The organism is Sphingobium terrigena, from assembly GCF_003591655.1.
Taxonomy (GTDB): Bacteria; Pseudomonadota; Alphaproteobacteria; order Sphingomonadales; family Sphingomonadaceae; genus Sphingobium; species Sphingobium terrigena.
Genome location: NZ_QVRA01000049.1, coordinates 1 through 13,841, shown reverse-complemented (window position 1 = coordinate 13,841; position 13,841 = coordinate 1). Strand labels below are relative to the sequence as shown.

At 60.4% G+C, this 13,841-nt stretch carries 8 protein-coding genes; 3 read left to right on the top strand and 5 right to left on the bottom strand.

Going from position 1 to position 13,841, the window contains the following annotated elements:
- Window positions 1–895 (top strand): TonB-dependent siderophore receptor (locus tag D0Z70_RS23630; RefSeq protein ID WP_119750594.1); only part of this gene is annotated, 895 nt, incomplete at its 5' end.
- An 11-nt stretch (window positions 896–906) separates the two neighbouring features.
- The gene (locus D0Z70_RS23625; RefSeq protein ID WP_239019116.1) at window positions 907–2,082 is read left to right on the top strand and encodes a PepSY-associated TM helix domain-containing protein; all 1,176 of its coding nucleotides are present in this window, start codon (window positions 907–909) and stop codon (window positions 2,080–2,082) included.
- A 218-nt stretch (window positions 2,083–2,300) separates the two neighbouring features.
- Here D0Z70_RS23625 and D0Z70_RS23620 read toward each other — a convergent pair whose 3' ends face one another.
- Window positions 2,301–4,823, bottom strand: a complete 2,523-nt coding sequence (locus tag D0Z70_RS23620) for a PAS domain-containing protein (protein WP_220475705.1) — start codon at window positions 4,821–4,823, stop codon at window positions 2,301–2,303.
- A gap of 231 nt (window positions 4,824–5,054) precedes the next feature.
- On the opposite strand from D0Z70_RS23620, the gene D0Z70_RS23615 reads away from it, so the two are divergent.
- The gene (locus D0Z70_RS23615) at window positions 5,055–5,681 is read left to right on the top strand and encodes a PilZ domain-containing protein (protein WP_119750590.1); all 627 of its coding nucleotides are present in this window, start codon (window positions 5,055–5,057) and stop codon (window positions 5,679–5,681) included.
- A 264-nt stretch (window positions 5,682–5,945) separates the two neighbouring features.
- Here the strand turns inward: D0Z70_RS23615 and D0Z70_RS23610 are convergent, their stop codons facing one another.
- From D0Z70_RS23610 to D0Z70_RS23595, 4 genes are all read right to left on the bottom strand, one after another.
- Entirely contained in the window at window positions 5,946–9,323 is a 3,378-nt protein-coding gene (locus tag D0Z70_RS23610; RefSeq protein ID WP_119750588.1) for a PAS domain S-box protein, read from the bottom strand.
- A gap of 1 nt (window position 9,324) precedes the next feature.
- A complete protein-coding gene (locus tag D0Z70_RS23605) occupies window positions 9,325–10,842 on the bottom strand; it encodes an ATPase domain-containing protein (protein WP_420820404.1) in 1,518 nt (505 codons plus the stop codon).
- 499 nt (window positions 10,843–11,341) lie between these two features.
- Entirely contained in the window at window positions 11,342–13,282 is a 1,941-nt protein-coding gene (locus D0Z70_RS23600) for a hybrid sensor histidine kinase/response regulator (RefSeq protein ID WP_239019115.1), read from the bottom strand.
- Between the two features lie 99 nt (window positions 13,283–13,381).
- Window positions 13,382–13,678, bottom strand: a complete 297-nt coding sequence (locus D0Z70_RS23595; protein ID WP_119750584.1) for a response regulator transcription factor — start codon at window positions 13,676–13,678, stop codon at window positions 13,382–13,384.
- Between the last annotated feature and the right edge of the window lie 163 nt (window positions 13,679–13,841).

Here is a 13,841-nt window from a genome sequence, read left to right as displayed (position 1 = left end):
TTTGCTGCCCTTCACCATCACGGATACGCGCACGAAGCGTCAGGGTGCCTATCTGCAGGACCAGATCAGCCTGAGTGATGCCTTCATGCTGGTCGGTGGCGTGCGCTACGACAAGTTCGAGGATCGCGTGGTCAACGCTACTTCTTATGAGGATGACGATATCACCTTCCGCACCGGCGCGATCTACAAGCCGCGCAAGGATGTCTCCATCTATCTGAGCTGGTCGCAAAGCTTCGAACCGCAGACGGCCGCCAGCCAGAATGGCGACGTCGGCGGTCCTTTCGCGCCGGTCACCGGCGACCAGTTCGAAGGGGGCATCAAGACCGACCTGTTTGACGGCAGGCTTCAGGCCAATCTGGCCGCCTACCGCATCGTGCGCAAGAATATCCTTCAGGCCGATACCAGCCTCCCGCCCGTCAACGGCCAGGACCAGTTGCGCCCGATCGGCGAGGTGACGAGCAAGGGGTTCGAGATCGACCTGTCGACCGACATTACTGCCAATTGGGTGGCGCTGGTCAATTATGGCTATAACGACACGAAGATCACCGGCACGATCGCGGGACAGGCGATCACCAATGCCGTCGGCAATCGCTTCGCCAATGCGCCCAAGCATAAAGTGGGCTTCTGGACCCGCTACCAGGTGCCGGCGATCGACGCCGCCTTTGCGGTCGGCGGTGAACATGTGTCGAAGCGGATCAGCCTGTCGGGGCAGACCGTCAAGCCCTACACGATCTTCGACGCATCGATCACCAAGGGGCTTGGCTTTGCCGAACTGATGCTGCGCGTCGATAATATGTTCGACAAAGTCTATGCCGCATCGGGCTTTTCGGCGCAGAGCGGGCATTTTCCCGGCGAGCCGCGGACATTTCTGGCCGAACTGCGCTTCCAGTTCTGACCATGGATCAGATGCGCGTAAAAAAGGGCCGGTCGCTCTGGTGGGTGGTGCATAGCTGGATCGGCCTGAAACTGTCGATCTTCCTGACCTTCATCCTGGCGACGGGCACCTTTGCCGTGTTCGCGCATGAAATCGACTGGCTGGCGACGCCCGCCATGCGGGTATCGCCCCGGTCGGAACCCGTCGCGTCCTGGGGGGCGTTGGCGCAAGCGGCGGTCCGCGCTGCGCCCGATGCCCGGCTCCAGACCCTCTATGCGCCGATCGACCCCTGGTTCGCGGTCGAGGCCTGGGTCAGTCGCGGCAAGGGCGCGCCGGAGCGGGTCTATGTCGATCCGTGGACGGCGGAGGTCACTGGCAGGCATGGCTGGGCCAATGTCCACCGCTTCCTGCGACAGGCCCATCGCCACCTGATGCTGCCGACGAAGATCGGCATACCGATCGTCTGCTCGCTCGCCCTATTGCTGGCAGCATCGTTGGTGTCGGGTATCGTCACCTACAAGAAATGGTGGCGCGGCTTCTTCCGAGCGCCGCGGGGCGGCGATGGGCGACGGATGACCGGCGACCTACATCGCCTGATGGGCTTGTGGAGCCTGTGGTTCGTGGCGCTGATCACGCTGACAGGCCTGTGGTATCTGGTGGAGACATTGGGCGGGAACGCCAAGGTGCCCAAATTGCCGGAAGTGGCGGCTGGTGCGATGCCGACCGGTGCCGCGCTGGACCGGCTGGTTACCATTGCGCGCAGAGCCGATCCTGCGCTCGATATTCGGGAAATCCGCTTTACGTCCGACAATGGCGTCATTTTCCTCGGCCAGTCCTCCGCCTGGCTGGTGCGTGATCGCACTAATGCAGTGGTGGTCGATCCGACGACGTCGCGGGTCGTCGCGCTGCTGGATGGACGCACATTGAACATGCATCAGCGCATTTCCGAAATGGCCGATCCGCTGCATTTCGGCACCTTCGGCGGCCTGTGGACCAAAGCCATCTGGTTCCTGTTCGGGGCGCTGCTGACGGCGATTGCCGTCACCGGCACGATGATCTACGCGATGCGGCTGGCCAGATCGTCGCGATCCGAAACTGGTAGCATGAAGATCGCTTGGGAGGGCATGGGCGTCTGGGGATATGTCGGCATTGCCCTCGTTCTCCTTACCCTCATCTTGACGCCGGGGGCGATTGGGGGAGCGAGTTGAAGGAAGTCGACCCTTATCGGCCGTTGAGCGCTCGCCGTTCGCTCCTCAAGAGCGGACGGTCAGCATTCGAGTTAGCTTGCCAGATCTGCCGCCCGGTTCTTGGGTCGAGTTGCAAAGCGTAGACGAGGCCGGCGGCTGCAGATACCCAGGCACTAATTCCTAGCTCGCAGCAGATATTTCTTCTCTAGGCGCAGGCCACAACCATCCAGGAAACGGCATCACTGACAAGGAACGGTGAAGCAGAAGTCAGCGCCTCCGCTTTGGTTGTTTTCTACCCACATTTCTCCGCCGTGATTTTCGACAATGGTCCTGCAGATCGAGAGACCAAGTCCCATACCTTGAGGCTTCGTGGTGAAGCTTACCTTGAAGATTTCGTCTTTCAGCATGTCCAGGACGCCGCCGCCATTATCGCTTACCCGGACCAAAGCCATGCTTCCGGTGAACGGCACCGCTGAGACGACAATCTGCTTGGCCGAGCCCGACGTCTCGCACACGTCGATGGCATTGCGAAGGAGGTTCAGCAGAACCTGTTCGATCTGGACCCGATCGATGACGACACGGTCTGCCGCCTCATCGATCTCGAGATCGATCCCGTGCCGCCCTTTGCCCCGTGGACCGCATAGCTGAACCGCTTCATTAATCGTAGCGCTGAGACTGTCAGGCTTTCGCTCGGGCACGGCGTCGCTCGTCTGCTCGCGGAGGCGGCGGACGATCTCGGCCGCATAATGCACGCCGCGCTCGGCGCCTGCGACCGCTTCCAGGGCAGATGGGCGGTCATTGGGTTCGCCCGCTTCGACATAACGCCGGACCCCGCCGACAAATCCGGTAATCGCCGTCAACGGCTGGTTGAGTTCGTGGGCCAGCGTGGTTGCCAGCGCACCCATCGCGCTGACGCGGGACAGGTGAACAATTTCAGACTGCATACGCTGAAGCGCGCATTCCGCCTCCATGCTATCCGTGACATCGAGGTTCAAGCCGACGAAACGGGCCGCCCGGTCACGCGACCCGGGAACGAGGCTGCCCAAGCCAAGCACCCATCTGCACTGTTCGCCCGCCACCGTCCGATAACGAATACTAAGGCCCGTCTGGGTTTGCACGGCCTTGTCGAGCGCTTCACGCGTGCTTGCCACATCGTCTGGATGCAAACAGGCGCGCCATTGCTCGTCGCTCAGCTCCGTCGGACCGTCTGGCGACAATCCATGCATTTCGAGGCTTCGAGAGCAAAGCTGGAGGCGGTAGGTCTCGAGGTCCAGGTCCCATGTGCCGGCGCCAGAATTGCCTTGGGCGAGCGCCAGTCGCTCCAGTGCCTCCCTAGCGCGCGCTTCCGCGGCTTTGCGGTCGCTCACGTCGCAAGCCGTGCCGACCATCTGCAATGGCGCTCCCGAGAGTATGTCGCGGGCGACGACGCGCCCCCGGTCGAAGTTCCAGCACCAGCTGCCATCGCGACGCCGAAGACGATACTCGCAGGCGAAAGTATCGCTTTTGCCGCTGAGATGATCCCTCAACCGCTCATCGAGAACCGGCCAGTCATCGGCATGCACCAGTTCACGAACCGCATCGATATCGTCCCGCAATTCCCCTGGCGCATAGCCCAGATGCTGGACGAACCGACCCGACATCGTGATCTTGCCAGTTTCGAAATTCCAGTCCCATGCACCATCACCGGTCGCCTCGAGCACCATGCGGAGCGTTTCCTCGCTCATCTGCAACGCCACATTGGTCTGCCGCTCGGCCGTGATATCGCGAAACGCGACCTGGAGCCCGCTCGCGACCGGACGGACATTCACGTCGAACCAGCAGTCGACGTCGGGCTCGAAGAACTGGAAGCGTCCGAGCGTACGTTCGGCGGCGCTGCGATGAAGTTCCGCCCAGCCGAGCGTGTCGATCGCGAGCGGAAAACTGTCCCAAATGATGGTGCCGCGCAAATCCCGACCGCGGCCGATTTTCTCCACCGCGTTCCTGTTCAGATAGGTGAAGCGCCACGCGTCATCGAGCAGGAAGATGCAGTCGATCGCTCCTTCAAGCAATTCTTCGGCCGGGGGCACGGGTTCGATCGTGCTGAGCTTAGGGCAAGGGTCTCCTGGCGGTGGAAGCATAGCGGCCCTATTGCCGGCGGGCTCTAAACATTTTGCGCCGAGTGGCGAGAGGCCGGCGTCAATGGCAATGCGGACCGCCTCGGACAGGCTTCCGCAGCCCAAATCCTCCATCATGCGCGCTCTGTGCATTTCCACTGTCCTGGGACTGAGCTCCAGGCGACGCGCAATCCCCTTGTTGCTGAGGCCGCCCACCAGCCCTTGCAGGACCTGAAGTTCGCGCGGAGAGAGCTTTGCAGTCCGAGCCAGCGCGTCCGAACGGCCTTCCGTACGGCGGCGTTCCTGGGCTCGCAGATCAAGCGCTCGGGTGATGGCGGCGAGCAGTTGCTCTTCCTGATAGGGTTTCTCGATGAAATCGATGGCACCAAGCTTCATGGCCTGCACGGCCGTACCGAGGTCCCCATGCCCGGTCATCATGATCGTCGGGATCGTGACGCGCCGATCCGCAAGCCGTACCATGGTGCCAAGGCCGTCAAGCCCTGGCATGCGCAGGTCCAACAGGACACAGCCGCGCTCCAGATTGGCTTGATCCAGAAACTCCTCGGCGCTTGCGTAGACTTCGGTCGGAAATCCATGACTTGCAAGGAGGTAGCTGGTGGCAGCGCGCACATGGACGTCGTCGTCGACAATATGGACTAGGGGCAACATGATCACCTAACTGGAACAGACGGCCTTTAGCGGGTCTTCGTCTGATGTTCGATTAATGGACATACCGTAGTTACCCGGTACGGCCCGGCAAAGGCCGATGCAACCAACCCTGCGCGGGCTATCGACCGCGTTAGCGTAAACAGCTTCTTACGTTGGCGCCCGTAACCGCTACGAATTGCACGTCGAGCTGCTCCATGCGCACCTTGGGTCAAACAACCAAGGGAGCGGCGCATGGCAACGAACATGAATACCGGGCTGGGACGGACGGACGTGCGGCGCGTTGATCAGGTTTGCGATGCCAGACTTGCCACCGTGAACCGCATTGCGCGCCTGGTCGTAGATGGGGAGACAGGCCTCGCCAGACTGCACAGACTATCAAATGCCGCCGTAGAACTCTCGTCGATCATGATTTTGCAGATCGGGCACATAATCCAGGTCGATCTCTCGGAAACAATTTCAAAGCGCGCGACCGTCGTCGCAAGCGATAACGATCGACATACACTGCTGTTTCAGCATCAGATCGACTGCGCCGAGTTGCTGCGGGAATTGGTCGCGGAAGCGCGTTCCGCTCGGGCGCGGCCCTTGCGTCTAACGACCCCAGCCACGCCGGCGGTGGGACGCAGCACGAACGGCCTTCACCAGCTTGAACTTGGCAACATTTCGCAGCGCGGCATGATGGTTCGACATAACGGGTCGTTCCAGGAAGGGCTGCGCGTCTGGGTGCAGCTGCCAAATGGACGCGAGTGCCGAGGTGTGGTGCGATGGGCAAAAGACGAATTTGCTGGACTGGAGTTGATTGATATCCTGTCCGTCAATGAATTAGGTGCAATTAGCGAGCTTGGCAGAGGTATGAACTGAAGCCCTTCGTCGCCCGGCCGTCAGCCTTGAGCCCAGGTCTGTTAGGGTAGGATGAGAATGCAGCCGGAGCAAAATCGACCCTTTATTGCCGTACAGCCGCCAAATTTCGACTTCCAGATGCGGACCGGCAGCTATCCCGGCAGGTGTCGACCAAGTCACGACGTTCAGCACATTGCGCGAGCGACCGTTCGTGCTGAAACCTGTCATTTATCTCGTGCAAACCAGCTGGTCGGCGACGCTGTTTGTTGCCGTTTGACGGGACATCTAATGGAGTAGGGAAGTGAGCGTCGCTGCAAGCTCATCCTTTCGAAACGGTTTGGTCAGCCGCGGGAGTTGGGCATCGATGCCTTCGAGCTCGGCATATCCTGACACGAGCATAATCGGCAGCTGCGGCCGCGCCAACTTTATATGACGGGCAAGGTCGGTACCCGTCATGCCGGGCATGAGATGGTCGGTCACGACGACATCAATGGGCGTATCGCTATCCAACAGCCGTAGCGCCTCCTCCGCTGAGTTTGCCTCGACTATAGCGTATCCAAGCTCTGTGAGCATATCGGCCGTGCTCATGCGAACAAGTTCCTCATCATCGACAAGCAAGGCCACGCCTTGATGCGTGGCGATGGATGCTGGACGCTGATGATCCGGCGCTTCCTCGACACGTGTTGCGCTAACGGGCAGCCAGAGTTCCATATTGGTACCCATTCCGAGTCGGCTTTTTATGGTAAGACCGCCGCCTAGCTGCAAGGCCAAGCCATGCACCATCGACAAGCCAAGGCCAGTGCCCTTGCCGATCCCCTTGGTCGAGAAGAACGGCTCGATCGCTCGGGCAAGTGTCAACTCATCCATGCCTGACCCTGTGTCAGCGACAGAGATTCGAACATATTCGCCCGGAGAAAGGCTGGAGCGATGAGACACGCCTACTGTCTCTGCGGTCGCCGAAATGCGCAGCGTCCCACCATCGGGCATGGCATCGCGCGCGTTCACCGAGAGGTTCAATAGCGCCATTTCGAGCTGATTGGGATCAGCCTTGGCCGACGGCAGGTCGCTGGCCGCATCTACTACGACTTTTATCTGAGGCCCGGTGGTGCTTTCGACGAGATCCCCCATCCCGGCGACCAGCTGGGCAATATCGACGGCGACAGACTGCAATGGCTGGCGCCGCGCGAAGGCGAGCAGACGCTGGACCAGGACTCGAGCGCGTTCGGCGGACTGCGCCGCGCCCGCGATTAAGCGTTGCTCACGCTCCGTTCCGACCCCCCGACGCTGGAGCATGTCCAAAGAGCCAACGATCGGAGTTAGTAGATTGTTGAAGTCGTGCGCAACGCCGCCGGTAAGCTGGCCCATCGCCTCCATTTTCTGGCTTTGGCGAAGGGCTTCATGGGCTGCTTCGCGTTCTGCGACGGCTTGGGTAACACGCGTTTCGAGCGTCGCATTAAGGTCCCGCAAGGCCTCCTCGGCCTGCTTCCGTGCGGTGACATCAAGCGCGGTGCCAGCAACACGCAAACAAAGCCCAGCGGCGTCGAACACACCGCGCCCTTTCGCAGCCACCCAGCGCAGCACGCCATCCTCTTTTCCGATGGTGCGATAGTCAACGTCGTAGAGTGCGCGCTGCGCGGGGTCTGCGGCGGCCAAATATGCCGCGGTCGTCGCTTCACGGTCATCGGGATGCAGGCCCGCATAGAAGTCTGCCATGGAAACCGGCACGTCGGCCGAGATTCCGAACATGGCCTTGGTCTGCGCCGGCCAGATCAGCCGGTCGTTGACGACATCGACATCCCAAAAGCCGATTTCGGCATTCTCGACGGCTAGGCGGAGGCGCTCTTCGCTCTCGCGCAGCCGGGCCTCGGCGCCGACCCGTTCGACATGCGCCCAACAGCGCTCGACGACCTCGCGGATGAGGGCGATCTCGCTTGAACTCCACTCGCGCGGGACATCCTGATGCACCGCCATCATCGCGGCGAGCTGCCCCTGCTTGACCAACGGGCAACAGACAATTGCCTCGATGCCGATTGAGTGGAACATGTCGCGGCCTTGATCCGGCTGGAGCTCACCCGACACATTCCGTACGATCAGGGTTTGTCCCTGCCGTAGTTCGGCGGCGGCGCGCGGACCGAACAGATCGAGGCTATAGGTCCCGGCCGAGGTCGCGATGCCTGGCGCTGTATGGTCGTTGCGGATCCAGAAGCGATCGTTATCGGCGTCAACATCGGCGTAGGCACAGCGGGAGGCATCGATCTGCCGCCCCAGCATTTCGGCCGCCGAGTGCATCGCATCGTCGGCGGTAGCCGCGCCGAACAGTCGCTCTTCCAACGCCCCAAAAAAGCGCAGGCGTGCTTCACTTTCGCGCAGCGCAGCTTCGGCTTCATGCTCGGCTGTGCGATCACGAAAGATGGTGACGTAGCCGCCGTCACGTGCGGCGAGCGGCATGGTGAGACCTGACGCCCAGAATAGACGACCATCCTTCTTCACATACCATCGCTCGTTTATGGCGCGACCCTCGGCGGTCGCCTGCGCCATCTCCTGCGCCGGCACATCCGCGGCCCGGTCCTCCGGCGTGAAGAAGAGGCTACCAGTCTGGCCGACGACCTCGTTTGCCGAATAACCCAGCAGCCGTGTGGCGCCGCTACTCCATCCGGTGATCGTGCCGGCCGGGTCGAGCGACACGATAGCGAATTCCTCGGCCCCTTCGACAATCTGGCGATAGCGGGCCTCGCTGGCGCGAAGCTTATCCTCGGCCCGCGCCCGAGCGATGACGATGCCGGCGGTACGCACCACGAAATCGACGATGGCGAGGTCTGTCGCGACCGGCTCGCGCGGCTCGCTGTGGTACATGGCGAACGTACCCAGAATCTCGCCTTTCACCGAAGTGATCGGGAGGGACCAGCAGGCGCGTAGGTCATTCGCCAGCGCCAGGTCACGAAAGCCGGCCCAAAGCGGATCGGACGCGATATCGGCAACGAACACCGGCTCGTTGCGGTACACCGCAGTACCGCAGGAGCCTGCCAAAGGTCCGACTTCGATGCCGTCGATTGCGTCATTATAGGCGGCCGGCAGACTTGGCCCCGCACCATGGCGCAAGCTACTACCGTCTTCACTCAGCAGCAGGATCGATCCGATCACGCCAGAAGTCGACAGGGTTTCGACCTCGCGGACAATTGCCTCTAGCGTGGCGGTGAGCGGCGCGGCCTCGACGGCGAGCGCGAGGATGCAGTTCTGCGCCGCGCTCAGGCGCGCGGTATCGCGCACCTCGAACTGCCGCGCGCGCGCTTTGAGCGAAGCACGGACTGCGCCGAGCATAGCCTCGGCGTGGAGCGGACGTTCGAGCAGAACCACATTGCCCAGCTCGGCAAGCCGCTCGGTCGCGGCGACCGTACGCGGCGTGCGCGAACCGTTGGCGAGTACGACGAATGGAATGTCCGACCAGCTTTCCTGCCCGGCTACCCAGCTCGCAATCTCTGCGGCGTTCGCCCCGACAAGCGCTTCTTCGGTGAGCAGGACTGCACCGACTCCTTCGTCCAGTTGCTCAGCAAGGTTGCGCGCATCCGTACAGATTCGCCCTGCGATGGCGTGGCGGCCGAGCAGATCGGCGGCAATTACTGCATCGCGGCCGCGTGGCGCAAGGATCAGGACAAGGTCGTTCATTCTAACCGCGAGGAGCGTCCGGATTCGACTGGCTCGCCATCAGTGTCTTCGCCTCACCCGAAAACGTCGGGACGCCCGTCAGCACGCCCTGGAACTGCCTGAGCGGTTCGCCGACCTGCAAACCGCTGCTGCCGATCTGAAACTCGCGGATCGTCCGTTCGTGCCGCGCGGTGCGCGTTTTGATGACGGATATTGCCTGGCGGACTTCGCCATGAGCCTCGAAGTAGCGCAGCTGAACGACGGTATCAGATAGATAGCTTAGATCGACATCCGAGCGAATATCACCGGTGACGCCGTGCAGGCCAAGAATGAGCAGGCTGACGACACCCTTCAGCCCCAGGTAGCTCAACATCTCATGCAGCTGGAGCACGAGGAACTGCTCGTTCGGCATCGACTGGAGGTAAGCGTTGAGACTGTCGATCACGATGAGGCGGGCGCCATCATCCTCGACAGCCGCCCGGACCGAACCGGCGAATTCGCCTGGCGATATCTCGGCGGGATCAATCGCCCGCAACTGCAGCTGCCCGTTCTCCATATACGGTTTAAGGTCCATGCCGAGTGCTGCGCTGCGCGTCAGTAGTGTCGGTACGCGTTCATCGAACAGGAAGTAGGCAGCGCGCTCTCCCCGCTCCAGAGCGGCCACCATGCATTGAACCGAGGCGGTCGTCTTGCCGACCCCAGCCGGTCCGGTCAGCAACGTTGCGGTCCCCGGAACCAATCCACCGCCAAGCAGGGTGTCGAGTTCTTTCGAACCGGTGGTCATTACCGCGCCGCCGTCGATGGCGTCATGGTCCCCTGCGACCAGACGCGGGTATACGCAGAGCCCGCCCCGCATGATCTCGAAGTCATGGTAGCCGCCCCGGAACTGCACGCCGCGCATCTTGACGACGTGCATTCGCCGCCGTTGCCCTCCAAACCCTGCCAGTGCCTGATCGAGTGAGACGACCCCGTGCGCTATGCTGTGAAGCTGGAGGTCACTCCCGCTCGCGCCCTTGTCATCCAGCACCAGTACGGTGCAAGCCCGGGTGGAAAAGAAATGCTTAAGGGCGAGGATTTGACGGCGGTAGCGGATCGGGCTTTGCGATAGCAACCGGAGCTCCGAGAGGCTGTCGAGCACGACACGTGCGGGCCGCAGCTCATCCACCTTTGCCATTACGTTACGAACGGTCTCACCGAGTTCGACCTCGCTGGGATGCAGAAGCGTCTGTTCGTGATCTTCGGTGAACCCGTCTGCCGGGACCATCTCGAAAAGTTGCAACTTGTCGAGCGACCACCCATGTGATTTGGCGACGGCGCGCAGTTCGACCTCGGTTTCGGCCAACGTGATATAGAGGCCGATGTCGCCAACGGCTGCGCCCGCAAGCAGGAAGCCAAGGCCAAGCGTGGTCTTGCCAGTCCCCGGCGTCCCTTCGACCAGATACATGCGTTCTGGCGTGAGGCCGCCGTTCAAGATTTCATCGAGCCCGGCTATCCCGGTGAGAGCCATCGCAGGTAGCTGCTTATCGAACGTCACGCACATCTCCACCAACTTAACAGGCGCAAGACGAACAACTCCCCGGCGTCCGATTTGGGTCCAATGACTCGTCACGCATCTATCTTTGATCATGGGATTAAGCCCGCTGGTCAGGATTCTGAAAGACCATGAAAGTACATTGATCCGTCGCAGCCGATTTCAACGTAGCAAACGCCGTTTTACTTCTATTGCTGGCGCGCCGACTTCAATCCCGCTCCATCGCTGTGGCAAGCGATCAGGCCATCCGATTGACTTTGCAACTGTACTTGGCACAGCGGTCGTTCGTCGCCGCTGACCCGAAAGGCAGCAAAGTCCGACGAACGGGCGTTCGCCGCCGGCAACTCGCGACCAACTTACATCGTTTGCAAAGCGAATTTAGTGTCGTCTTCAGCAGAAACCGGACGGCTGCCTGAAACCGAAAAAAATAGAATCATTGCGCCTTGGGCGTTCGACGCGCTAATTTACGATCTCTAAAATCGTACCCCCGGAGTGGCGAAACCGCACCTCACTCGTCGCAGTTGCTGGCTCCAACATTCGATCCTGACAAGAGAATGGATGCAGCAATAAGCTCCCTAATCGCTGCGCTCAGTGTCTCGGCGCCATAGGGCTTTGATAAAACACGCAGACGCGCTTCTCCTTCCCCGACAAGCTGATCACTATGCCCTGTCGCAAGGAGGACCGGCAGCCCAGGCACCCGAATGTGCAATTGTCGCGCAAGATCAATACCGCTTAGTCCTGGCATGACAATATCTGTAAACACGAGATCGAACGATTGCTCTTGGATAAGCGCAAGTGCTTCAGTTGCTTCACTCGCGCACACCGTCTGGCAACCCAGATCGTCAAGCAATTGCTCGGCGAAATGGAGAACCTGGATATTATCTTCCACTAAAAGCACCCTGATCCCGGGAGGTATCGAACCCAGTCTGCCTTTCTGCCGGATCGCCGCTGGCGTCTTGTCGACCTTGGGAAGGATGATGGTAAGGGTGGTGCCCATTCCGACGCGGGAACTTATTTGGGCAATGCCGCCGGCTTGGGCTGCGAAGCCATGGATCTGGGACAATCCCAGTCCCGTTCCCTCGCCAATAGGCTTGGTCGTGAAGAACGGTTCGAAGACGCGGGCGAGTGTTTCCTCCGACATACCAGTGCCGGTATCTGTGATGTCGATTGCTACCGCAAAATCGTCCCCATGGATGGCGTCCCGCGTTTCTATGAGGAGATCCCCACCCCCTGGCATCGCGTCGCGAGCATTCACCGCAGCGTTCAGGACGGCTGTTTCCAGTTCAGTAGGATCCACTTCCACGCGGGCGGTTTTTGCCGATGTCTTCACCGACAGGGCGATACCGTTCCCAAGGGACCGGGATAGAATTTCGGCCCAGGCATCGAGATGGATATTAAGGTCGATAACCTCAGGACGGATGGCGCGGCGCCGGCTGAATGCAAGAAGGTGACCGGTGAGGGTGGATGCTCGCTCAACGGTTGTTGCTATATTGTCGAGATAGCGCGCCCGCTTCTCCTCGGGCAGATCGACTTTCCTGAGCATCTCGGCCGCTCCGCCGATGACCGTCAAAAGATTATTGAAATCATGGGCGACCCCTCCAGTCAGTTCGCCAATCGCCTGCAGCTTCTGTGCCTGAAGCAGCGCGCTGCGGGTGTCTTCTAACTCCTCTTGTGCCCTGCGTTTGTCAGTCGCGTCACGGGTGATCTTAGCGAAACCAACATGCTTTCCATCTTCATCGTAAATCGGATCGATCAACACACTGGCCCAAAATAGGGTGCCGTCCTTGCGAACGCGCCAAGCCTCCGTCTCATACTTCCCCGCCGCGAGGGCTGTCGCGAGTGCCCGTTCAGGTGCGCCCGCGCCCCGGTCATCGCTAGTGTAGAAAATGGAGAAATGTTTGCCCACTACCTCGTCGGAACCATAACCCTTGATCGCTGCCGCCCCGGTGTTCCAATTGGTGATGATACCGTCGGTATCCAGCATGTAGATCGCGCAATCCTTGACCCCCTGGACGAGGAGCCGAAAGCGTTGTTCTGCCTGAAAGAGAGCGAGTTCTCTTTCACGGCGTTCGGTGATGTCGCGGCTAATTTTTGCAAAGCCGATCAGTTCTCCGGCATCGTTCCTGATAGGATCGATAACTGAATTGGCAAAAAAGCGGCTGCCGTCTTTCCTGATCCGCCAGCCCTCCGCTTCGAAACGGCCCTCTTGCGCTGCGACGCGCAATGCACGCTCCGGCAGACCGGAATCGCGATCCTCTTGGGTGAAGAAGCAGGAAAAATGCTGCCCCACAATTTCGTCAGCGGTATAGCCCTTGGCTCTCTGGGCGCCACTATTCCATGTTGTGATCCGGCCTCCCGAATCCAGCATGTAAAGCGCGTAGTCCATAACCGCATCGACGAGCAGCTTGAATTTAGCTTCGGCGTCGCCGGGCATATCACAATTCGTCAAGCGACATCCTCACCAAGCCCCCCGGCTGGCACCCCGGACTTTAGTCCATATCGAATCTTTAAGTGTTGGCAAGGCCATTCAGAGCCGCCTTGCTTTAGGTTAAAGGCCCGCCTCTATGGCAATCCTGATCGCCTCGGTCGAAGTCTGAACCCCCAGGCGTTGCACCAATGCGCCCCGATGCATCTTCACCGTCTTGATAGAAAGACGAAGGTTTTTTGCGATTTCGGCATGGCGCATGCCGCGCGCCATTTGCTCGAGGATCTTCAACTGCTGGGGGGTTAAGTCAGCTAACTTTGCCTTTGCGGTTCCGGCATCTTGGACTTCGCCATCCACCTTCAATTGGGTCCCGATGAAAAAGGCGAGAAGCCCAGCCTCGTCATAGACAGGCGCAATCATTACAGCATTATGGAAAGCCTGACCATCTTTTCGGTAGTTGACTAAGGCCTGTGGACATTAGCGCATAGCGATTTTCAAGGCCGCGAGATTGATCATAGCGCGGTAGCTCTCGTCAGTTTTTTCGTACCGGGTAGCGATCCGGCGGAATGTTTTGAGGCTGCAG

Bases quoted from the DNA above. Each gene is read 5' to 3' on its own strand.
- D0Z70_RS23610 (WP_119750588.1), bottom strand. From the start codon at position 9,323: ATGAACGACCTTGTCCTGATCCTTGCGCCACGCGGCCGCGATGCAGTA.
- D0Z70_RS23625 (WP_239019116.1), top strand. From the start codon at position 907: ATGCGCGTAAAAAAGGGCCGGTCGCTCTGGTGGGTGGTGCATAGCTGG.
- D0Z70_RS23615 (WP_119750590.1), top strand. From the start codon at position 5,055: ATGGCAACGAACATGAATACCGGGCTGGGACGGACGGACGTGCGGCGC.
- D0Z70_RS23620 (WP_220475705.1), bottom strand. From the start codon at position 4,823: ATGTTGCCCCTAGTCCATATTGTCGACGACGACGTCCATGTGCGCGCT.
- D0Z70_RS23595 (WP_119750584.1), bottom strand. From the start codon at position 13,678: ATGATTGCGCCTGTCTATGACGAGGCTGGGCTTCTCGCCTTTTTCATC.
- D0Z70_RS23605 (WP_420820404.1), bottom strand. From the start codon at position 10,842: ATGTGCGTGACGTTCGATAAGCAGCTACCTGCGATGGCTCTCACCGGG.